At 61.5% G+C, this 21,782-nt stretch carries 23 protein-coding genes; 6 read left to right on the forward strand and 17 right to left on the reverse strand.

The window, feature by feature from the left end; translation table 11 throughout:
- Nucleotides 1–2: 2 nt before the first annotated feature.
- Nucleotides 3–1,004, forward strand: a complete 1,002-nt coding sequence (locus A6U98_RS12550; protein WP_064650167.1) for an ABC transporter permease — start codon at nt 3–5, stop codon at nt 1,002–1,004.
- Nucleotides 1,005–1,042: 38 nt separating this feature from the next.
- Here the strand turns inward: A6U98_RS12550 and glpK are convergent, their stop codons facing one another.
- The 10 genes from glpK to A6U98_RS12600 form a co-directional block, all read right to left on the reverse strand.
- Entirely contained in the window at nt 1,043–2,545 is a 1,503-nt protein-coding gene (glpK, locus tag A6U98_RS12555) for a glycerol kinase GlpK (protein ID WP_064650169.1), read from the reverse strand.
- A 150-nt stretch (nt 2,546–2,695) separates the two neighbouring features.
- A complete protein-coding gene (locus A6U98_RS12560; RefSeq protein WP_011649612.1) occupies nt 2,696–4,420 on the reverse strand; it encodes an ABC transporter substrate-binding protein in 1,725 nt (574 codons plus the stop codon).
- Nucleotides 4,421–4,497: 77 nt separating this feature from the next.
- Nucleotides 4,498–4,779, reverse strand: a complete 282-nt coding sequence (locus tag A6U98_RS12565; RefSeq protein ID WP_003549529.1) for a DUF2160 domain-containing protein — start codon at nt 4,777–4,779, stop codon at nt 4,498–4,500.
- Nucleotides 4,780–4,792: 13 nt separating this feature from the next.
- Complete coding sequence (locus A6U98_RS12570) at nt 4,793–5,614, reverse strand: carbohydrate ABC transporter permease (RefSeq protein ID WP_017957584.1); 822 nt, start codon at nt 5,612–5,614, stop codon at nt 4,793–4,795.
- 14 nt (nt 5,615–5,628) lie between these two features.
- Nucleotides 5,629–6,495 (reverse strand): sugar ABC transporter permease, encoded by an 867-nt coding sequence (locus A6U98_RS12575; RefSeq protein WP_011649610.1) that lies wholly within the window; start codon nt 6,493–6,495, stop codon nt 5,629–5,631.
- Nucleotides 6,496–6,498: 3 nt separating this feature from the next.
- Nucleotides 6,499–7,569, reverse strand: a complete 1,071-nt coding sequence (locus tag A6U98_RS12580) for an ABC transporter ATP-binding protein (RefSeq protein ID WP_064650171.1) — start codon at nt 7,567–7,569, stop codon at nt 6,499–6,501.
- Nucleotides 7,570–7,578: 9 nt separating this feature from the next.
- Complete coding sequence (locus tag A6U98_RS12585; RefSeq protein ID WP_064650174.1) at nt 7,579–8,655, reverse strand: ABC transporter ATP-binding protein; 1,077 nt, start codon at nt 8,653–8,655, stop codon at nt 7,579–7,581.
- 41 nt (nt 8,656–8,696) lie between these two features.
- A complete protein-coding gene (gene glpD / locus A6U98_RS12590; protein WP_064650176.1) occupies nt 8,697–10,211 on the reverse strand; it encodes a glycerol-3-phosphate dehydrogenase in 1,515 nt (504 codons plus the stop codon).
- Between the two features lie 119 nt (nt 10,212–10,330).
- The gene (locus A6U98_RS12595) at nt 10,331–11,104 is read right to left on the reverse strand and encodes a DeoR/GlpR family DNA-binding transcription regulator (protein WP_003549541.1); all 774 of its coding nucleotides are present in this window, start codon (nt 11,102–11,104) and stop codon (nt 10,331–10,333) included.
- Nucleotides 11,105–11,202: 98 nt separating this feature from the next.
- Entirely contained in the window at nt 11,203–12,120 is a 918-nt protein-coding gene (locus A6U98_RS12600) for a DMT family transporter (protein ID WP_197496384.1), read from the reverse strand.
- A 72-nt stretch (nt 12,121–12,192) separates the two neighbouring features.
- Here A6U98_RS12600 and A6U98_RS12605 point away from each other — a divergent pair, with 72 nt between their 5' ends.
- The gene (locus A6U98_RS12605; RefSeq protein WP_064650181.1) at nt 12,193–13,122 is read left to right on the forward strand and encodes a LysR family transcriptional regulator; all 930 of its coding nucleotides are present in this window, start codon (nt 12,193–12,195) and stop codon (nt 13,120–13,122) included.
- A gap of 38 nt (nt 13,123–13,160) precedes the next feature.
- On the opposite strand, the gene A6U98_RS12610 is transcribed toward A6U98_RS12605, so the two are convergent.
- Nucleotides 13,161–13,652 carry a GNAT family N-acetyltransferase gene (locus tag A6U98_RS12610; protein ID WP_064650183.1) on the reverse strand — a complete coding sequence of 164 codons (492 nt, stop codon included), beginning with the start codon at nt 13,650–13,652 and terminating at the stop codon, nt 13,161–13,163.
- A gap of 77 nt (nt 13,653–13,729) precedes the next feature.
- Complete coding sequence (locus A6U98_RS12615; RefSeq protein WP_064650185.1) at nt 13,730–14,251, reverse strand: DUF992 domain-containing protein; 522 nt, start codon at nt 14,249–14,251, stop codon at nt 13,730–13,732.
- Nucleotides 14,252–14,840: 589 nt separating this feature from the next.
- Between A6U98_RS12615 and A6U98_RS12620 the strand changes: the two genes are divergently transcribed.
- A complete protein-coding gene (locus A6U98_RS12620; RefSeq protein ID WP_064650187.1) occupies nt 14,841–15,089 on the forward strand; it encodes a hypothetical protein in 249 nt (82 codons plus the stop codon).
- A gap of 20 nt (nt 15,090–15,109) precedes the next feature.
- Complete coding sequence (locus A6U98_RS12625) at nt 15,110–15,469, forward strand: hypothetical protein (RefSeq protein WP_064650189.1); 360 nt, start codon at nt 15,110–15,112, stop codon at nt 15,467–15,469.
- 81 nt (nt 15,470–15,550) lie between these two features.
- Here the strand turns inward: A6U98_RS12625 and A6U98_RS12630 are convergent, their stop codons facing one another.
- The 4 genes from A6U98_RS12630 to A6U98_RS12645 all read right to left on the reverse strand — a co-directional run bounded on the left by A6U98_RS12630 (nt 15,551) and on the right by A6U98_RS12645 (nt 18,617).
- A complete protein-coding gene (locus A6U98_RS12630; RefSeq protein ID WP_003549551.1) occupies nt 15,551–15,715 on the reverse strand; it encodes a DUF1328 domain-containing protein in 165 nt (54 codons plus the stop codon).
- Nucleotides 15,716–15,801: 86 nt separating this feature from the next.
- Entirely contained in the window at nt 15,802–16,392 is a 591-nt protein-coding gene (locus tag A6U98_RS12635) for a hypothetical protein (RefSeq protein ID WP_064650191.1), read from the reverse strand.
- A 107-nt stretch (nt 16,393–16,499) separates the two neighbouring features.
- Entirely contained in the window at nt 16,500–16,892 is a 393-nt protein-coding gene (locus A6U98_RS12640) for a VOC family protein (RefSeq protein ID WP_064650192.1), read from the reverse strand.
- 102 nt (nt 16,893–16,994) lie between these two features.
- On the reverse strand, nt 16,995–18,617 hold the full coding sequence (locus A6U98_RS12645) for an ABC-F family ATP-binding cassette domain-containing protein (protein WP_064650194.1): 1,623 nt from the start codon (nt 18,615–18,617) through the stop codon (nt 16,995–16,997).
- A 204-nt stretch (nt 18,618–18,821) separates the two neighbouring features.
- Here A6U98_RS12645 and A6U98_RS12650 point away from each other — a divergent pair, with 204 nt between their 5' ends.
- Nucleotides 18,822–19,151 (forward strand): DUF6665 family protein, encoded by a 330-nt coding sequence (locus tag A6U98_RS12650; RefSeq protein WP_064650196.1) that lies wholly within the window; start codon nt 18,822–18,824, stop codon nt 19,149–19,151.
- A gap of 103 nt (nt 19,152–19,254) precedes the next feature.
- Nucleotides 19,255–20,121 (forward strand): aldose 1-epimerase family protein, encoded by an 867-nt coding sequence (locus tag A6U98_RS12655; RefSeq protein WP_064650198.1) that lies wholly within the window; start codon nt 19,255–19,257, stop codon nt 20,119–20,121.
- A gap of 48 nt (nt 20,122–20,169) precedes the next feature.
- On the opposite strand, the gene A6U98_RS12660 is transcribed toward A6U98_RS12655, so the two are convergent.
- Nucleotides 20,170–21,759, reverse strand: coding sequence for a DHA2 family efflux MFS transporter permease subunit (locus A6U98_RS12660; protein WP_064650200.1), 1,590 nt, complete (start codon nt 21,757–21,759; stop codon nt 20,170–20,172).
- Between the last annotated feature and the right edge of the window lie 23 nt (nt 21,760–21,782).

Genomic DNA, 21,782 nt, shown 5'->3' on the forward strand with positions numbered 1-21,782 from the left:
TCATGTCGCTCCAGACCCCTCCCCCCGCCAGCATCGGCCTGCCGCGTCTTCTCGTCGGCGGCCTGGTGCGCTATGGCTTGATCCTCGCCCTGGTTGCGGTGTTTGCCGCGTTTTCCGTGGCAACGCCGACATTCCTGACGCCTGCCAACCTGCAGAGCATCCTGGTCAATAATTTCACGCTGCTTGCCATCGTCTCCATCGCAATGACCTTCGCCGTCGCGTCGGGCGGCATCGATCTTTCGGTGGGAACGGCGATGGATTTCGCCAGCTTCGCCTTGGTTTCGCTCGTTCTCGCCGGGCAGCCGGTGGCAGTCGCCGCACTCGCGGGACTGGCGGCCGGAGCGTTCGTCGGCGCCTTCAACGCGCTGCTGATTTCAGGGATCGGCGTGTCGCCGTTCCTCGCCACGCTCGGCACGCTGTTTATCGGCCGCAGCGTTCAGCAACTGCTGACCAATGGCGGCAATCCGGTCTATCTACCGCCGAACGGCGTGCCGGAAGCCTTCCGTTTTCTCGGCCATGGCACGATCGCCGGCTTCCCAGTAGCGCTTGCCGCTGCCATCGTCGTGATCGCGGCCGCTGCCGTTGTCTTTGCCCGGACGCGTTTCGGCCGCGTCATCCTGTCGATCGGCATCCAGCCGGGCGTCGTGCGCTATTCCGGCATCGCCGCGCCGGCCCATGTCGCGGTGACTTTCATCCTGGTCGGGTTGATCGCGGCAATCGCCGGCCTGATCCTGACCGCAACCGTCACCACCTACATCCCCTCCTCGGGCAATGCCTTCTTGCTGAATGCGATCGGCGCGACCTTCATCGGCACGACACTCAGCCCACTCGGACGGCCGAATGTCGGCGGGACCGTACTCGGCGCGCTGCTGCTCAGCATCGTCGCCAATGGCCTGCTGCTGACCGATCTGAACTTCTATTGGCAGCAGGTTGGTACGGGCACGCTGATCTTCGCCGTGCTCGCCCTGAGCTTCATCAACAGAAAGGCTGCCGGCAGCGCTTAAGAGAAGCCGCCACTGAGGTGGTATCCTCGGACGCGGTTCTATACCGCCGAGGCGTCGGAAATCATTCTGGAGACGGCATTCTTCCAGCCGATGATCTTGCCCTGCCTCTCGGTCTCATCCATCGAAGGGCTGAAGCGGCGGTCGCAGGCCCAGGCCTGCGCAAAATCCTGCTTGCCGGGCCAGATGCCGGCTTTCGAGCCGGCAAGCCAGGCCGCGCCCAGCGCCGTCGTCTCGCGGATCGCCGAGCGGTCGACAGGGTTTCTGGTCATGTCAGCCAGGCACTGCATCGTCCAATCCGAAGCCGCCATGCCGCCATCGACGCGCAGCACGGTTTCCAACTGGTTGACGCCCCAGTCCTTCTTCATCGCCACCAACAAATCGAGCGTCTGGTAGGCGACCGATTCAAGCACCGCGCGGGCAAATTCCGCCGGCCCACTGTTTCGCGTCAGACCGAAGATCGCGCCGCGCGCAGCCGGATCCCAGTAGGGGGCGCCGAGGCCGGTGAAGGCTGGAACGATGTAGACCTGCTGTCCGGGATCGGCCTTGGCGGCAAGCACTCCTGCCTCGGATGCCTGGCCGATGATGCCAAGGCCGTCGCGCAGCCACTGCACGGCGGCACCGGCGATGAAGATCGAGCCTTCGAGCGCATAGGTCGTTTCGCCGTCAAGCCGATAGGCGATCGTCGTCAGCATCCGGTTGGAGGATGAAACACGATCCCGGCCGGTGTTCAACAGGGCAAAGCAGCCGGTGCCGTAGGTGGATTTCATCATGCCGGGCTCGAAGCAGGCATTGCCCATCGCCGCCGCCTGCTGGTCGCCGGCGACCCCGAGGATCGGAAGCTCCGCGCCGAACAGCGCCTTGTCGACGCGGCCGAAATCATCGGCGCATTCCCTGACGTCAGGAAGCATGGCGGCCGGAATACGGAGAATGCCGAGAAGCTCCTCGTCCCAGGCACCGTCATCGATATTGTAGAGCAGCGTTCTCGATGCATTGGTCGCATCGGTGGCATGCACGCGTCCATCAGTCAGATTGTAGATCAGCCAGCTGTCGATCGTGCCGAAGCAGACATCGCCGGCCTCGGCCTTCTCACGCAGGCCATCGACATTGTCGAGCAGCCAGCGCAGCTTCGTTCCGGAGAAATAGGGGTCGAGCAGCAGCCCGGTCTTGGCGCTGAACAGCTTCTCGTAGCCATCGGCCTTCAGGCTTTCGCACATTTCTGCGGTGCGCCTGTCCTGCCAGACAATCGCGCGGTGGAGCGGCTTTCCTGACCCGCGATCCCAGACGACCGCCGTCTCGCGCTGGTTGGTGATGCCGATCGCGGCGATATCGGCGGCGTCAATACCGGCGTCAGCGATCGCCTTGCGCACTGTGTCGACGACGGATCGCCAGATTTCGGCGGCGTCGTGCTCCACCCATCCGGGCTGCGGATAATATTGGGTGATCTCCGCCTGCGCCGAGCCGGCCATTTTCATGTCGCCATCGAAGATGATGGCGCGCGACGATGTCGTGCCCTGGTCGATTGAAAGAATATAGCCGCTCATATCCGTCTCCGGCTCGCACGAAACCGCTCCGCCTGCAGAGGACAGCAGGACGCGGACGGTTCACGAGAGAAAGATTGTGGGTGCCACCGGCTTGCTGCCGGTGGCAGGAAGTGATGGCCGGAAGCCTCGTCGCCTCCGGCCGGGTCCGCCTTACTTCTTCTGCCAGCTCTTGACGAGTTCGTCGTAGTTGACAGTGACCGGCTTGTCCTTCTCGTTCTCGATCTTCAGCTGCGGGGCAAGGTTGCCGTTCTTCACCGCATCCGCGTTCCAATAGGCGAGATCATGCTCCTCGGCGAGTTTCGGGCCGATGTCGCCCTGGACCTTTGCGCGTTCCAGGCGCTGCAGCACCTTTTCCTGTTCGGAGCAAAGCGAGTCCATCGCTTCCTGCGCCGTCTTGGCGCCGGAAGAAGCATCACCAATCGCCTGCCACCAAAGCTGTGCGAGCTTCGGATAGTCAGGAACGTTCGTACCGGTCGGCGACCACTGCAGGCGGGCCGGCGAACGATAGAATTCGATCAGACCACCGAGTTTCGGCGCACGATCGGTGAAGGACTTGTGATCCAGCGTCGACTGGCGAATGAAGGTCAGGCCCATGTGGCTCTTCTTCACGTCGACAGTCTTGGAGGTGACGAACTGGGCATAGAGCCAGGCCGCCTTGGCGCGGTCGTCAGGCGTGGACTTCATCAGTGTCCACGAACCGGCGTCCTGATAGCCGAGCTTCATGCCGTCCTTCCAGTAGACGCCATGCGGGCTCGGTGCGAAACGCCATTTCGGCGTGCCGTCCGCATTGACGACCGGCAGGCCTTCCTTGACGAAGTCGGCGGTGAAGGCCGTGTAGGTGAACATCTGCTGGGCGACTTCGCCCTGCGACGGGACCGGGCCGGATTCGGAGAAAGTCATGCCTTGGGCGGCAGCCGGTGCATAGGCCTTCATCCAGTCCAGATATTTCTGGATGGAATAGACCGCAGCAGGGCCGTTGGTATCGCCGCCGCGCGCGACGCACGAGCCGACCGGACGGGAGTTCTCGTCGACCTTGATGCCCCATTCATCGACAGGCTTGCCGTTCGGGATGCCCTTGTCGCCGTTGCCGGCCATCGACAGCCAGGCATCGGTGAAGCGCCATCCGAGCGATGGGTCCTTCTTGCCGTAGTCCATATGGCCGAAGACCTTCTTGCCGTCGATCTCGCGGCCGGTGAAGAACTCGGCAATATCCTCATAGGCCGACCAGTTGACCGGCACGCCGAGATCGTAGCCGTACTTCGCCTTGAAGTCCGCCTTGTTCTTCTCGTCGTTGAACCAGTCGTAACGGAACCAGTAGAGGTTCGCGAACTGCTGGTCAGGCAGCTGGTACAGCTTGCCGTCAGGCGCCGTCGTGAAGGACTTGCCGATGAAGTCGTCGATGTCGAGGCCGGGATTGGTGACATCCTTGCCTTCGTTGGCCATCCAGTCGGTCAGAGAGCGGGCCTGCTGATAGCGCCAATGGGTGCCGATCAGGTCGCTATCGTTGATATAGGCGTCATAGATGTTTTCGCCCGACTGCATCTGCGTCTGCAGCTTCTCGACCACGTCGCCTTCGCCGATGAGGTCGTGAGTGATTTTGATGCCGGTGATCGCCGTGAAGGCGGGCGCCAGCACCTTCGATTCGTATTCATGGGTCGTGATCGTTTCGGACACGACCTTGATGTCCATGCCGGCGAAAGGCTTCGCAGCATCAACGAACCACTGCATTTCCTTTTCCTGGTCGGCGCGTGGAAGCGTCGAGAGATCGCCGACTTCCTTGTCGAGGAACGTCTTGGCCTCGTCCATGCCGGCATAGGCCGATGCTGTCATTGCCAGCAGCAAGCCTGCTGTCGTCGTCAATAAGTGCCTTCGCATAATATCCTCCCAGGGTTTGCGATTGCAGTTACGTCTCAGGCGGCCAGTACCCCCGGCCATCTGTCTTCTCCTTGCCGTCACACGTAGCGGAAGACGCCGATGGCGTAGACCACGGAGATGGCAAGAGCCCACCACAGGTTGGGCCCACCGAGCCCAAGCCATGCAAGATGAATGAAAGCGCTGCCCAGCAGCGAAATGAAGAGCCGGTCGCCGCGCGTCGTCTCGAAACGCAGCACGCCCGTGCGCGGCGAGCCGCCCGGCGAAAAATATTCCCAGACACTCATGGCGATCAGAAGCGCCAGGATCGTCAGGAAGAACAGCGTCGTCGGCAGCGTCCAGGCCATCCAGGAAAAATTCATGACCGTCTCCTCCTCAAACGCGCCCGAGCGCGAAGCCCTTGGCGATGTAGTTGCGGACGAAATAGATGACGAGTGCGCCCGGAATGATGGTGAGCACGCCGGCAGCCGCCAGCACGCCCCAGTCCATGCCCGAGGCGGAGACCGTTCGCGTCATGATCGCCGAGATCGGCTTTGCCGCCGTCGTCGTCAGCGTGCGGGCCAGCAGCAGCTCGACCCACGAAAACATGAAGCAGAAGAAGCCCGCGACGCCGACGCCGCTGGCGATCAGCGGAATGAAGATCTTGATGAAGAACCGCGGGAAGGAATAACCGTCGATATAGGCGGTCTCGTCGATCTCCTTCGGCACACCGGACATGAAGCCTTCGAGGATCCAGACGGCGAGCGGCACGTTGAACAGGCAGTGGGCAAGGGCCACGGCGATGTGCGTGTCGATCAGGCCGAAGGCGGAATAGAGCTGGAAGAACGGCAACGCGAAGACCGCCGGCGGCGCCATGCGGTTGGTCAGCAGCCAGAAGAACAGGTGCTTGTCGCCGAGGAAGCGGTAGCGCGAGAAGGCGTAGGCTGCCGGCAGCGCCGCCGCGACTGAGATCACCGTGTTCATCACCACATAGATGATCGAGTTGATATAGCCGTTATACCAGGATGGATCGGTGAAGATGACCGTGTAGTTGCGCAGCGTCGGGTTCGTCGGCCAGAGCGAGAAGGCACCGGTGATCTCCGAATTCTCCTTGAAGCTCATATTGACGAGCCAGTAGATCGGCAGGATCAGGAAGATGATGTAGATCGTCGGAACGAGCCAGGAAAGGCTGCCTGCAGGTTTGTATTTGTTGCTCATGTCTCGCCTCCCCTTTAGCCGTTCTCATCGCTGCTGGTCATCACGGTGTAGAACACCCAGGAGAGCAGCAAGATGATGAGGAAGTAGATGATCGACATCGCCGCCGCCGGGCCAAGGTCGAACTGGCCGACCGCCATTTTCACGAGGTCGATCGATAGGAACGTCGTCGAGTTGCCGGGCCCGCCGCCGGTGACGACGAAAGGCTCGGTGTAGATCATGAAACTGTCCATGAAGCGCAGGAGCACGGCGATCAGCAGCACCCGCTTCATCTTCGGCAGCTGGATGTAGCGGAAGACGGACCAGCGCGAGGCGCCGTCGATCTTGGCGGCCTGGTAATAGGCATCCGGGATCGAGACCAGGCCGGCATAGCAGAGCAGCACGACGAGGCTTGTCCAGTGCCAGACGTCCATGACGATGACGGTCACCCAGGCATCGATCGGATCGCGGACATAATTGTAGTCGAGGCCGATCGCTTCGAGCGTGTGGCCGAGCAAGCCGATATCGACGCGTCCGAAGACCTGCCAGATGGTGCCGACGACGTTCCACGGAATGAGCAGCGGCAGCGCCATCAACACCAGGCAGACGGGAACGCCCGGTCCTGATTTCGGCATGTTGAGCGCGATGAAGATGCCAAGCGGAATCTCCAGCGCCAGGATGATGAAGGAGAACAGCAGATTGCGCTGTAGCGATTCCCAGAAGCGGTCGGAATGCAGGGTCTGGACGAACCAGTCGGTACCGGCCCAGAAGAACTCGTTGTTGCCGAACGTATCCTGCACTGAATAGTTGACGACAGTCATCAGCGGGATGACGGCCGAAAACGCCACGAGTAGCAGCACCGGCAGGACCAGAAACCAGGCTTTGTTATTCCACGTCTTCTGCATGGCTCAGGCCTCCCTGCCGACACGCCAACTGTCGGCGTAGATGCTGATGGCGGACGGGTCGAAGGTGACGCGGGCGTCCGCGGGAATGTCGGCGTCTTCTGGCACGACGATGGCGATCGGCTGGCCGGCAAAGCGGGCGCGCACGATCTTCTGCCGGCCGATATCCTCGACCTTGCTGATCGTGACCGGCATGCCCTCCCGTCCGAGGCGAATGAATTCGGGGCGGATGCCGAGTTCGGTTTTGGCCGTGCCTGATGTCTTCGGCGCGTAATCGAGCGTCAGGGTTTCATCTCCGACCGCCACAGTGCTGCCCGCGATCCTGGCCGGCATGAAATTCATGCCCGGCGAACCGATGAAATAACCGACGAAGGTGTGGCTCGGCCGCTCGAAGAGCTCGGCCGGCGTACCGATCTGGACGATCTGGCCGTCATACATGACGACGACCTTCTCGGCGAAAGTCAGCGCCTCGGTCTGGTCGTGGGTCACATAGACCATGGTGAAGCCGAACTGCTTGTGCAGCCGCTTCAGCTGCGAACGCAGCACCCATTTCATATGCGGATCGATGACGGTCAGCGGCTCGTCGAACAGGATGGCGTTGACGTCGTTGCGCACCAGCCCGCGGCCGAGCGAGATCTTCTGCTTCTGGTCGGCGGTCAGGCCCTGCGCCTTGCGCCTGGCCCAACTGGCAAGGTCGATCATTTCGAGGATGTCGCGGACACGCCGGTCGACATCCGCTTCGGCCACACCGCGGTTGCGCAAGGGAAAAGCGAGATTGTCGTAGACGGTCATCGTGTCGTAGATGACGGGGAACTGGAAGACCTGTGCGATGTTGCGGCTCTGCGTCGAAAGGTTCGTGACATCCTTGCCGTCGAACAGGATGCGGCCATGCGAGGGCTGCAGCAGGCCCGAGATGATGTTGAGCAGCGTGGTCTTGCCGCAGCCGGAGGGGCCGAGCAGCGCATAGGCGCCGCCATCGTTCCATTCGTGGTCGACTTCCTTCAGCGAATAATCCTTGTCGGACTTCGGATTGGCGCCATAGGCGTGGCGGATATGGTCGAGCGTGATGCGTGCCATTGTGCTCTCCTATACCTTTCCGGCCGCAGCGATGGCGTGGCCGTCGCTGCCGAAGGCCATCAGGTGGCGGGTGTCGAGAAAAGCTTCGACCTCCATGTCGGGATCGATGTCGTGAATGCCATGCGCCAGCATCACCCAACGTACACCGTCATATTCCAGGTGAACGAAGCTCTCCGAGCCGGTGATCTCTGAAACCAGCGTGCGCGCCTGCAGGCGGGCCGCGTCGCCGGTCTGCGGCGCAAGGCCGAGATGATGCGGGTGAAAGGCGATAGTGACGGGACCGTCCGGCACGACGGCCAGATGCGAGGGAACCGGAATCGTAACCCCGCTCGGACGCGTGAACACGTTGCCTGATTTCGTGACGTCGAGGGTGTTCAGCGGCGGATCGGCGAAAATTCCGGCGGTGGCGAGATTGACGGGTCGGCGATAAACCTCGATCGTCGGCCCGAACTGGGTCACCCGGCCCTGGTTCAGCGTTGCCGTATTGCCGCCAAGCAGCAGCGCCTCGGAAGGCTCGGTCGTCGCATAGACGAAGATTGCGCCGGATTGGGCAAAGATCTTCGGCAGTTCCTCGCGCAGTTCCTCGCGCAGCTTGTAATCGAGATTGGCGAGCGGCTCGTCCATCAGCACGAGGCTGGCATTCTTGACGAGTGCGCGCGCCAGCGCCGTACGCTGCTGCTGGCCGCCGGACAGATTGAGTGGGGTGCGATCGAGATAGGGCGTGAGCTTCAGAAGCTCGGCCGCCTTGCGCACCTCACGGTCGATCGTGGCAGCATCCTTGCCCGATATGCGCATCGGCGAGGCGATGTTGTTGTAGACGCTCAGCGCCGGATAGTTGATGAACTGCTGGTAGACCATGGCGACGTTGCGCTTCTGTACCGGCATGCCAGTGACGTCAGTGCCGTCGAAATGGATGGAGCCGCCTGTGGGACGGTCAAGCCCCGCCATCAGCCGCATCAGCGACGTTTTGCCCGCGAGCGTCGGCCCGAGCAGGACATTCAGCGTGCCCCGCTCGAGAACCAGATCGGTCGGATAGATATGATAGTCCGCGCCCACCATCTTGGCGGCGTTTCGCAGTTCCAGCATTCCGATTCCCGTGCCTCCACGCAGCGGGGACCACATGGCTCCTACCCGGCCATCGCCGGCATGGCAGCCATGTACTCCTCCAGTGACTGGGCCTGCTCCTTCGAAAGGCGCAGACCATCCTTTGTTCTCCTCCACAGCACGTCTTCGGCGTGCCGGGCCCATTCATGTTCGACGAGATAGGTGACCTCTGCCTCGTAGAGATCGCCGCCGAACAGCCGTCCGAGATCGTCGATGCCGCTGGCATTGCCAAGCAACTGCTCTGCCTTGGTGCCGTAGCGGCGCACCAGGCGGCGGGCAAGCGGATCGGCGAGGAACGAATAACGCCGCCTCAGCTTGTCAACCTGTGCCTCGTAACCGCGGACCGGGAAATCGCCGCCCGGCAGATGGCTTTTGGCCGTCCACGGGGCGCCCTTGGCGCCGATTGCAGCACCGATCTTCTCCAGCGCATGTTCGGAAAGCCGGCGATAGGTGGTGAGCTTGCCCCCGAAGACGTTGAGCAGCGGCGCGGCGTCACCTTCACCTTCCAGCTTCAACACATAGTCGCGCGTCGCCTCCTGCGCCTTTGAGGCGCCGTCGTCATAAAGCGGCCTGACGGCCGAATAGGTCCAGACGATATCTTCGGGCCTGACCGGCTCCTTGAAATATTCAGACGCCGCATTGCAAAGATAGACGGTCTCCTCCTCTGAGATCCGGACATCCCGGGGATCGGCGGTATAGTCGCGATCCGTGGTGCCGATCAGGGTGAAGTCGCCCTCGTAGGGGATGGCGAAGATGATGCGGTTGTCGGGATTCTGGAAGAAATAGGCTCTCACATCGTCGAATTTCTTCTTCACGACGATATGGCTGCCCTGGACGAGGCGGACATGGTGGGCTTCGTTCTGGCCGAAGGCGGAACGAATGACATGGTCGACCCAGGGACCAGCGGCATTGACCAGCATCCTGGCCTGATAGCTGTCATTGCGGCCGCTCACCGTATCGGTGGTCTCGATATGCCACAGGCCATTCTCGCGCCTTGCCGAAACCACCTTGGTGCGCGGCATGATCAGCGCGCCCTTGTCGGCGGCATCGCGGGCATTCAGCACCACCATGCGGGCATCGTCGACCCAGCCGTCGGAATATTCGAAGGCCTTGGAAAACAGCGCCTTCAGCGGCTTGCCGGCCGGATCGCGGCGCATGTCGAGCACCGATGTCGGCGGCAAGAGCTTGCGTCCGCCAAGATGGTCGTAGAGGAAGAGGCCGAGCCGGATCAGCCAGGCCGGACGGATGCCGCCCTTGTGGTAGGGCAGCACGAAACGCAGCGGCCAGATGATGTGCGGCGCCATCGCCCAGAGGATCTCGCGCTCCATCAGCGATTCACGCACCAGACGAAACTCGTAATGCTCGAGGTAACGCAGGCCGCCATGGATCAGCTTGGTGGCGCCCGACGACGTACCCGAGGCGAAATCGTTCATCTCCGCCAGCGCCACCGAATAACCGCGCCCGACGGCATCGCGCGCAATGCCGCAGCCGTTGATGCCGCCACCGATGACGAATATGTCGTGAATATTTCGGCCCAATTCCCCCTCCGAGCCCGCCGTCAATTTCGCATCGCACAAAACTTGCGCAATTGCGAAAGTAACATCAGTTAAAACGAAAGGAATACGAATGTCAAACGAATGTTTGTGAGGGTCGTGATCTAGCGAAATCTGCCGTTCGTTTCGATCAGTTTCACATTGTTTTCGAGGCAGAGATTGCGGATCGACGGCACCGGACAGTGATCGGTGATGAAGGTATGAACCTGGGAAAGCTGGCCGATCCTGACCGGAGCGGTGCGTTCGAACTTCGTCGAATCGGCAACGAGAATGACATGTCGGGCATTAGCGATGATGGCCTGGGCGACCTTCACTTCGCGAAAATCATAGTCGAGAAGCGCGCCGTCGATATCGATCGCCGAAGCGCCGATCACGGCGTAGTCGACCTTGAACTGGCGGATGAAATCGACGGCCGCCTCGCCGACGATCCCGCCGTCCGAACCACGCACGACCCCGCCGGCAATGACCACCTCGATTGCCGGGAAAAGCCGCAACCTATTGGCCACATTGATATTATTGGTAATCACCATCAGCTCGTGATGGTCGGCAAGCGCTTCGCCCACCGCCTCGGTCGTCGTCCCGATATTGATGAAGAGCGAGGCCCCGCTCGGGATCAGCTCGACCGCGGCAATGCCGATCGCCTGTTTCTCGGAGGCGGCGATCTGGCGGCGTGCTTCGTATTTGACGTTCTCCGTCCCGCTCGGGAATGTGGCGCCGCCATGGATGCGCGTCAGCACCTGCGCATCGCAGAGATCGTTCAGGTCCTTGCGGATCGTCTGCGGCGTCACCGAAAAGCGGGAGGCGAGCTCCTCGACCAGCACCCTGCCGCTCGATTTCGCAATCGCCACGATTTCGGTTTGCCGGTCGGTCAAGAACATGAGCGTGCGCCTTTCGATCTGCTTTCGTTTTAAAGAAAGCGAACGGCAGTGCAACGTCTATCTATTACCAGGCCGTCTTTCACGGCCCGAATTCGACACTACCGCTTCCGCATCACGTTGACGACGAGCACGCCGAGGATTGCCATGACGCCGCCGACAGCGCCCAACGCCGTCGGCGTCTCGCCCAGCCAGACGAACCCGATCAGCGTGGCGACTGGGGGAACGCCGTACAGGAAATTCGAGGCGCGGGCGGCCGTCAGCCGCTTCAGGGCGATCGCCCAGGTGAGGTAGCCGATCGCGGTCGGGAAGATAACGAGATAGGCAACGCCCCAGTTCACCTCCGCCGGTGCGGCGGCCAGCGCCTGAATCGTCGCCGGGACGGCCGGAAACAATGGCACGGAACCGATGAGCAGGATCCAGGCAGTGACGGCAAGCGCCGGCAACCTCCCGAGCAACGGCTTCTGCAGCACGCTGGCGATCGCCGAGCAGAGCGCTGCGCCAAGGATGAGGGCGGCATTCGGATCGAGCTTGAAGCCGTCGTCGGAGGCGACCGCAATCAACGCCACGCCGCCGAACGAAACCGCGGTGCCCACCCAGCCCCAGCGGCCGAAGCGCTCGCCAAGCGCGAATGTGGCGATCAGGGCGGTGAAGACCGGCATGGTGTTGATGATGAAGCTCGCCGGTCCTGCAGCAACGGTCTGCTCGCCAGTGTTCAGCAGAACCGCATAGGCGGCGATGAAAAGCACGGCGGCAACGGAGAGGCGGAAAAAATCGCGTTTTTCCGGCATCGGCCGATAGATGACGAGATAGACGAGGGCGATGATGCCGGCTGCCACATAACGCGCCGTCGCCAGTTCGATCGGCGTCAGCGGTCCGAGACAGATGCGGATCACCACGAAGGAGGAAGCCCAGGAGAGGATGGTGACGAGGATCGCCGCAAAGGCCACCAAATCGAACCCGCCTTGCTGTTTCGTCGAAACCGGTACGCTTGCCGCCATGCTCATTTTCGCCTCCACATGTTTCTGCGACAGTGATTAGGCCTTCGATGCGTGCTTGAAAAGCATCGCAATCGATGATCAAATGTGCGTATGGTTCACAGCTCGCCAGTGCTTCCGCCGCTCGATACGCTCGAGACTTTTGCCCGCGCCGCCCGGCTCGGATCGTTTTCGGCTGCGGCCGAGGAAAGCGGCATCACCCACGGGGCGGTGTCGCGGCAGGTCTCGCGCCTGGAGCGCTGGATGGGCGTGCGCCTGTTTGCGCGCGAAGCCCGAGGCGTGCGCCTGACGCCGGAAGGCATGCGGTTTTTCGCTCGGGCGGAAGAAGCACTTACGCTGCTCGGCAATAGCGGCGAACGCTGGTTGCCTCGCCGCAACAAGGCGGTGGTGCGCCTTTCGGTAACGCCCTCTGTCGCCTCTCTATGGCTGTTTCAGCGCCTGCCGAAGCTTGAAGGAAACGAGCTGCGTGTCGAGCTGACGCTCGAACACCGGCTGGCGGATTTCGGCGAAGGCACGGATCTTGCCATTCGCTGCGGCAAGGGACCATGGGCCGGCGTGCGCGCCCTGCCGCTCTGGCAGGAGAAGTCGTTTCCGATCGCCGCCCCGGCGCTGGCGGAGCGGCTCGGGCAGCGTTCCGATGCCTTGTCGCTGCTCGATCTGCCGATCCTGCACGATTCGAATATTGAAGGCTGGCGGCGCTGGCTCTCCCGTGAGGGCGTCGACTATATACCGCGCGGCCATGACCGGCGCTTCGAGGACTACAATCTGGTGATCGATGCCTGCGCCCAGGGCCTCGGGATCGCGCTCGCGCGGCCGCCGCTGTCGGATGCGGCGCTGACCACCGGGCGTGTCGTCGCTGTGTCGGAGCGAACGCTCGACTATCATGTGGCCTTTCACCTGATTAGACCTGACGAGGCCCTTAGAAGTCCTGCCATCGAATTCGCCAGCCGCTTCCTGCGCGAGGCCGGCCATGACGAGACGACGATTGCTACTTTTATCGCACCCGGCCGAGCGAAAGCGTAGGTGGAAAGCTGGGCGGCGGCTCCGGCGATCGCCGGTCACTACTCCGCCGAAAACTTCAGGCGCATTTCCTTCGCCAGTTCAAAACCAGCGGCGCGATAGACGTGTTCGCCGGCATCGGAGGCATGAATGACAGCAGTCGTGCAGCCGATCGATTTCAGATAGTCGACAGCCTTGCTGGTCAGCGCCAATGCGATGCCGCGCCGCCGGAAGGCGTCGGCGACATAGACGGACCAGATGTAACCGTGCAGCCGCTGTTCCGGCTGGATAACCTCCGGAAACGGCGATTGGTGCAGCTGGCAGGATGCGGAACCGGCGATGTCCCCGTCGACGATGGCAAGGAACGAGGCCAAGCGGCGCTCTTCGCGACCGGTTCTGATGAAAGACAAGATCCGCGCCGCCGCATCAGGCCTGTAATGTTCCGGTGGTGTGCCGTAGCTGTCCCAGATCTTCAGATAGTGCCCAACCAGGATCTCGTCCTCGCCGGGCGTTGCCATTCGAATATCCATCGTGTCGTGATCCGGCTTGGGCATGCGAGGGTACGAAATCGCGCCTCAGACGAGATGACATCCCCTGCCGCGACGCGGCAGGGGATGTCAAAAAGGCCATATCAATTCGCTGATGTGAGCGTCATCGAGGCGCTGCCGGCTGCAACGTTGAGGCCGAGCTGACCGGTCAGGCTGACCGTCTGCAGATGGATCGAACCGGAGGTGCCGCCAACCAGGAGATTGGCGCCGACACCGGCGCCGAGCGTCGCTTCGGCGGTGGCGCCGACATAGAGGCCGGCGAGCGATCCGCGGTGATAGCCGGCCGTCGGCGCGAACACGGCCCAGATCAGGCGGCTGCGGGTGGTGAAGCCAAGGTCGATGCCGAGCTTTCTCACTTCACCCGTATAACGATCCGAAAGCTCGTTGCCGACGGTCGACTGGAAGATGCAGTCGGCCTCTTTCGAGGAACCAAGCACGTAACCCGTGCCGCCGCCGATATCGCAGGTGAGGTAACCGATCTTCACGCCGTTGCGCAGGTCCGGCTCTTCATATGTCCTGGTGCCGAGATCGGCGGCATTGACCGCCCCAGCGCCGACCAGCGTCAACGATACCGCGGCAAACGCCGTCGCAAGAATTTTTTTCATAAGTTTCTCCTTCTCAAATCGTGACGGGAGCATACCCGGCTACTCGCCACCAGATTCGGCAACAGATAACGGACGGAACCGCAAAACGATCCCGAACCGGCATCATTTACGCATCGCGTGTCAAAGCGCCTGGGAGGGCGCAAGCGACAAACACGCTTACGGTTCAGCTCCCATTGGGACATTTCGAAGGCACCTTTTCGCGTCATCCGATTATTTCACGATGTTGTCAGGGATGGTTGCCGGAAAGGCACGATCCTGATCGCCGTCAACTCTCAACGAGCGGTATCATGCACATCGCAGGTACCCTACTTGGATAGGCGATCGATGATCGCGCAGGTTGCCATGCCGTATAGATAGCTGTACTATTTGAAAATACTCTCCATGCAGCACTGCAACGGGAGAGGAAACGGCATGATTGCTTGGCATTGCCGCAGAATTTCCGCCTGTTTTCCGGAATTCTGCTTCTGTTCGAACAGAAACTAAGTCTGAATTTGAGAAATATAATCAGGCGATATTTTCGCGGGGGCCGGACAATCGTACGCCCGCCGATCTCTATTGGAGATAACGGGTAATTTATCGGGAGGGAAAGATGCGCATACGCAGGACAAACATCATACTGGCGGGATGCCTTGCCATCTCCGCCTGCCAGTCCGGCCCGACGTCGCAGGCCGTCTCGGATCGTAATTCCGAATTCGGCTGCATCGCGGGAACCGTCGGCGGCGCGATTATCGGTGGCTTGATCGGCAGTACGATCGGCGCCGGAACCGGACAGGTGCTTGCTGTCGGCGCCGGCATCGGCGGCGGCGGTTTCGTAGGCAACCGTCTGGCTTGCCGCTAATTGGGGAGGGATATCAAGCGATGAAAACCTTGGCTTTCGCGACGACACTCATCCTGTGCCAATGTGTTGGGGCAGTGGCGCAACAGCAGCAACAGCCCGGATCGATGTATCAGGGCCAGATGGACCGGCTCGACGGCAATGCCAGCAAGGCCGTCGACCGTTCGGAATACGAGACCTTCATGGGCACGGCTTTCGGAAGTCTCGACAAGAACAAGGATGGCAGCCTGCAGTCCGACGAGACAGTGCAGATCCTGACGGTCGAGCAATTCACTTTGACCGACGCGAACCAAAACGGCCGCATCAGCAGAAGCGAATTCATGCAGCGGGTGATGGCGGATTTTGCGACAGCCGACCACGACCGGGACGGAAACCTTCAGTGACGGAGACGTCAAACCGAATGTGGCAATAGAGAAAAACCCGGCGATGTGCTTCGCCGGGTTTTATACTTTAATCTGTCCGCGTTATACTTTTCGCATCAGTCGCATGACGAGCGACACGACGAACAGCACCAGGAAAATAAAGAACAGAACCTGGGCAATGGAAGCTGAAGCACCTGCGATGCCGCCAAATCCTAGGACGCCGGCAATCAAGGCCACAACGAGAAACACCAGAGCGTAGTAAAGCATCGCAATCTCCTTTTACGTTGCTGCGGAGATAACGGAGGCCGCCCCATTTGGTTCCCGTCCGTGTCACGGTCGGCGCATCGGTTTGTTCAGCCGAAATGAAAGGCGCCGCTGTACGTCCGGTCGCCTTCATTCGGCTCGGGAGGTTCGGCCGCATCGAGATAGGCCTTGAGCGGCCCGGTCAATACGAACCAGATGCTGGCTCCCAGCATGAAACTGGCCCCGACCGGATCGTCGATGCGGGCGATGAACGGAAGGCAGGCGGATGCGAAGAGGACGATGATCCGCACCGACCACTCCCCCTCACGTTTGGCGATGGCGCGCGCTCTCAGCGACTTGTACTCCCGGGCGCCGTAACCGCCTTGCCCTGCCTTCACAGCCGAAAGCAGCTTTCGCGCCGACGGCAGCGCCAGCATGATCAGCGCGGCAACACTGAGCGTGAAAGTCTCGCCGGCCATGACCTGCCCGCTCGCGATCAGGAGAAAGGAGAGCACGACGAGATTCCATGTCGGCTCCAGCAGCTCCGGCGGTTGCCGCGTGCGGAGATGCCAACTCCGTAGCAAACCCGCCGCGCCGTGCAGTAGCGGCTGATCGATATAGCGATTGATCCAGTCCATGCCGTTGTGCCCGTCCCCGATTGCATGAAGAGGCCTCCGAACACCACGGAATTTGGTCATCATCGTGGCGATAACCGTCGAATCCGCTCTTCACGTGGACGAACTGGCATTACCGACGCGCGTCACGGTCGCAAAATCTGAAGGCGACCTCAGAACTTGGCGACACCAGTTTAGCGCAATTCCTGCGCAACCTCCCAGAGATGGCCCGACGGATCCGCAAAGGCCGCAGTGCGGCGGCCCCATGGACGATCGATCGGACCATTGAGCAGCGTGACCCCGAGCTTGCGCAGTTCCGCGCAAACCGCATCGACTGCATCGACCTTGATCGTCAACAGGACGCGCGCGCCGGAACCCGGTGCTGCCACCGCCGACGGATCGACCAGTTGAGGTGCTTCCGTCACTTTCAGCAGGTTGATCATCGTTCCGGAGAATTTCAGCACCGAGGATACTGCGTCCTCATAGACGATCTCAGGTGAAAAGACCTTCTGGTAGAACGCTTTGGCCTCGTCGATATCATCGACGAACAGGGTGACGACCTCGATCCTGTCTAACAGCATGGACATCTCTTCCTTCGTTGCTCCGACCGCTCAGCCGATATCGCTGGCCGGCTGTCTGCTGGTCGCTTCGAGCCTGGCAGTTTCGACATGCCCCGCGAAAAAAATCCGTCAACTCCGCAGGCCGGGCGCCTCATGGCCGGTGCGCGCCACGTATTCGGTGTAGCCGCCGCCATATTGGTGGACACCCTCGGGCGTCAGTTCCAGCACCCGGTTGGAGAGTGCGGCGAGGAAATGCCGATCGTGCGAAACGAACAGCATGGTGCCCTCATATTGCGACAGGGCCTTGATCAGCATTTCCTTGGTGTCGAGGTCGAGATGGTTCGTCGGCTCGTCAAGCACCAGCAGGTTCGGCGGGTCGAACAGCATGATCGCCATGACCAGCCGCGCCTTTTCGCCGCCTGACAGGACCCGGCACCGCTTCTCGACATCGTCGCCGGAGAAGCCGAAGCAGCCGGCCAGTGCGCGCAAGGGCCCCTGCCCCGCCTGGGGAAACTGGTCTTCCAGCATCTGGAAGACAGTGCGCTCACCGTCCAGTATGTCCATGGCGTGCTGGGCGAAATACCCCATCTTGACGCTGGCGCCCAGCGCAACGCTGCCCTGATCCGGCGCGGTGGAGCCGGTCACCAGCTTCAGCAGCGTCGACTTGCCGGCGCCGTTGATGCCCATGATGCACCAGCGTTCCCGCCGCCGCACGACAAAATCCAAACCCTCGTAGATGCTGCGGCTGCCGTATTTCTTGTGAACGTTCTTGAGGTTGACCACGTCCTCGCCGGAGCGCGGCGCCGGCTGGAACTCGAAGGAAACGATCTGGCGGCGCTTGGGCGGCTCTACCCGGTCGATCTTCTCCAGCTTCTTCACCCGGCTCTGCACCTGCGAGGCATGCGAGGCGCGCGCCTTGAACCGTTCGATGAACTTGATTTCCTTGGCGAGCATCGCCTGCTGGCGTTCGAACTGGGCCTGCTGCTGCTTCTCGTTCTGCGCCCGCTGCTGCTCGTAGAATTCGTAGTCGCCGGAATAGGCGGTCAGCGTGCCCGCATCGATCTCGATGATCTTGGTGACGATGCGGTTCATGAACTCGCGGTCGTGCGAGGTCATCAGCAGCGCGCCCTCGTAACCTTTCAGGAATTCCTCCAGCCAGATCAGGCTTTCGAGATCCAGATGGTTGCTCGGCTCGTCGAGCAGCATGACGTCGGGGCGCATGAGGAGAATGCGGGCGAGCGCCACGCGCATCTTCCAGCCGCCCGACAGCGCGCCAACATCACCGTCCATCATCTCCTGGCTGAAGCTCAGACCCGCGAGCACTTCGCGCGCACGTCCTTCGAGCGCATAACCGTCCAGCTCCTCGTAGCGCGCCTGCACCTCGCCGTAACGCTCGATGATCTCTTCCATCTCATCGGCCTTGTCGGGGTCGGCCATCGCCGCCTCCAGATCGCGCAATTCGCCGGCAACGATGCTGACCGGACCGGCGCCGTTCATCACCTCGGCGACGGCGCTATGGCCTGCCATCTCGCCGACATCCTGGTTGAAATAACCGATGGTGACGCCCCTTTCGACGGAGACCTGCCCCTCGTCGGGCTGCTCCTCACCGTTGATCATCCGGAAGACGGTCGTCTTGCCGGCGCCGTTCGGACCGACGAGACCGATCTTCTCACCGCGATTGAGCGCTGCGGACGCCTCGATGAAGAGGATGCGGTGACTGAGCTGCTTGCTGATATTTTCGATACGGATCATGATTTGCGCGGGAGCCTGGGAAGGAGATTTTGGCGCGCTTATGCCATGCGGGGAAATCGCAGGATAGCCCTGTTTCACACCCTCTCGATCAAGAGTATGACGCCGAAAGGTGTGAGCGGTTTTCGGGCGACATCATGCTCGCCTTCTTTAATTTGGAACCGGATTGGATATTATCGCCGCTCACGCCAACGGAGACCTGTGCCAATGAGCGTTCGTCCACCACAGTCCTTCAGACAATCCCAGCAGGATAAAAACGGCTTCAACGTCCTCGAATATGAGCTGATGTCGGAACGCGCGGATTCGCTTGGACGTCACGGGCTGAAGGTTGAGGCGGCGCTTGCCGCTCTGAAGGCATGGACTTCCGACCGCCAAAGCGCCGAAGACCGCGAGAAGCTTCTCAATGAAGCCTCCGACGCCGTCTGGGCGTTTTTCATCCAGCGTGAGATCTGCGGGTTGCGGAACAACCGCGACGCCATTCAGCGCTACGGCATCCCGAACGAAGTGCTCGCGAGATTGGGCGCGATGCGGAAATAACGCGGCGATGGCTGGAGTGGCTGCCGTCGCGACCTCTATTGGGTGGCAATCCCCGGTTCGGAACGGTATGGCTGGGTGCCGAACCAATGCGAAAGGAAACGCGATGCCAATCTCAATCCGGATCGGGAATCAGGATCTCACCGTCGATGTCTCCTCCCTCGGCGCCGAGATGCAGGCGCTTACGTCAAGCGACGGGCGCCCTTGGTTATGGACCGGCGACGCAGCCTTCTGGACCGGGCGGTCGCCGATCCTGTTTCCGATCGTCGGCAAGGCGTCTGACGACAAGATCACGATCGACGGCACGGTCTATCCGATGGCCCAGCATGGTTTTGCCCGCCGCAGCGAATTCACGCTTGCGGCATCCACCGAGACGATGTGCCGGTTCGAACTGACCGCCTCAGAGGCGTCGCGGGCGGTCTATCCCTTCGAGTTTCAGCTGGCCGTGGTGCATGCGGTCGAGGGCCGGGTGTTGACTGTCACGGCGGAGGTCACCAATCGCGACCAGAAGCCGATGCCCTTCGGTCTCGGCTTCCATTCGGCCTTCGCCTGGCCATTGCCCGGCGCTTCCGGGCGCGACCATATCGTGACGCTCGACAATGAAGGCGAGCCGGCGCTTGTGCGGCTGGGAGGCGGTCTCATCAACCCTGCGGCCCTGCCCTCGCCGTTCAAGGCCGGCCGGCTGGTGCTCGATCATTCGATGTTCGAGCAGGATGCAATGATTTTCCCTGATGGTGCGGGCGAAGGCTTGAGTTACGGCGCCGAAGGCGGGCCGACCATGCAGTTCCATTTCGAAAACCTGCCCAATCTTGCGCTGTGGACCAAGCCGGGTGCACCCTTCCTCTGCGTCGAGCCCTGGCATGGAACGGCCGCAGAAGCTGGAGGATCGAACGAGCTTTCGGCGAGGCCGTCCACCACGATCCTGGCCCCGGGCGCTGTCGCCCGCTTCGCCTTTACGGTCGAAATTCCGTAATAGAGAAAGCGCCCGCCGGAAAGCCGGGCGAGCGCTTCTGTCTCCGTTTCAGTGGGCGCCGGCGCCACCACCGGCCCGCGGTTTTTGGGTGAGCAGCAGGGCGACGGCGGCAATGGCAAGAACCACGCCGATGACGGCGAATGTATCGGCAAAACCCAGGATGAGGGCCTGGCGTTTGACGACCTGGCCAAGCGCCACGATGGCCTTCTGGGTTGCGACGGCAGGGTCGGAAACACCATGCTGCATGAAGTAGCCTGTCAATTGGTCGAGACGGGTGCGGACTTCGTCACGGCCGAGCGTCACCGACTGGCCGATGATATTCGAGTGGAACTGCTCGCGTTTGGTCAGCACCGTGCCGAGTGTCGCCGTGCCGACGGCGCCGCCGAGATTGCGCAGCATGTTGGTCAGGCCCGAGGCGGCGGCCGCATCCGAAGGCGCAATGCCGGCAGTGGTGATGGCGGTGATCGGCGTCAGCACCAGGGCTTGGCCGATGGCGCGGACGATGTTCGGAATCCAGAACTGGTCGCCTGCCGTGTCGGCTGAAAGCGTGATGTTCATGAAGCAGCTGATCGCGAAGATCGAGATGCCGAGGAAGCCGATGTAACGCGCATCGAAGCGCTTCATCATCATCGGCACGAGCGGGATCAAAAGCAGCTGCGGCAGGCCGGTCCATGCCAGCACGTTGCCGATCTGCTCGGCATTGTAGCGCTGCACCTGGCCGAGATATTGCGGCAGGATGTAGACGGTGCCGAAGAGGGCGACGCCGACCAGCACGTTGACGGCAACGCCTATGCCGAAATTGCGCTGTTTCAACAGGCGCAGCTTGACCAGCGGCTTTTCCACCGTCAGCTCGATCCAGATGAAGGCGACGAGGAAGACGAAGGCGACGATGCTGAGCTTGATGATGAAGGGCGAGGAGAACCAGTCTTCCTTGTTGCCTTCTTCAAGCACGGTCTGCAAAGCCGAGAGACCGATCGCCATGGTGAAGATGCCGGCCCAGTCGCCTTCTCTCAGCAGGCCAAGCTGCATCGGCTGCTTGTCGAGCGTCAGCGCGAGGGCGACCGCCATGATGGCGCTCGGGATGGCGTTGATGAAGAAGATCGTCTGCCAGCCGTAGTTTTCGGTGAGGTAGCCGCCGATGGTCGGGCCGATCGCCGGGGCGAAGGTGACCGAGAGCGCGAAGATCGCAAGACCCAGCGGCTGCTGCGATTTCGGCAGCTTGGTCAGCACCATGGTGAAGGCCATGGGGATCAGCACGCCGCCGGCAAAACCCTGCAGGCCGCGCAGCACTATCATCGTACCGAGATCATGGGCGAAGGCACAGGCAATCGAAAACAACGGGAAGAGGACGGAGTTGACGAGGATAAAGCGGCGAAACGAGAAGACGTTGCTGAAATAGGCCGTCAGTGGAATGACGACGATTTCGCCAATGAGGTAGGAGGTGGAGATCCAGGCGCCGTTGTCGACGCCCGTTCCGATGCCGCCCTCGATGTCTAGCAGCGAGGCATTGGTGATCTGGATATTGAGGATCGCCATGAAGGCGCCGATCATGCCGGCGAGAACGGCAATCCATTCCCGGGTGCTGGCGCCGGTTTTCGGCTGCGGAGCGGCGATTGATCTTGCTGCGATGGTGGACATGACACGAACTCCTCGTCCCCCGG

This window comes from Rhizobium sp. WYCCWR10014, from assembly GCF_001657485.1.
Lineage (GTDB): Bacteria > Pseudomonadota > Alphaproteobacteria > Rhizobiales > Rhizobiaceae > Rhizobium.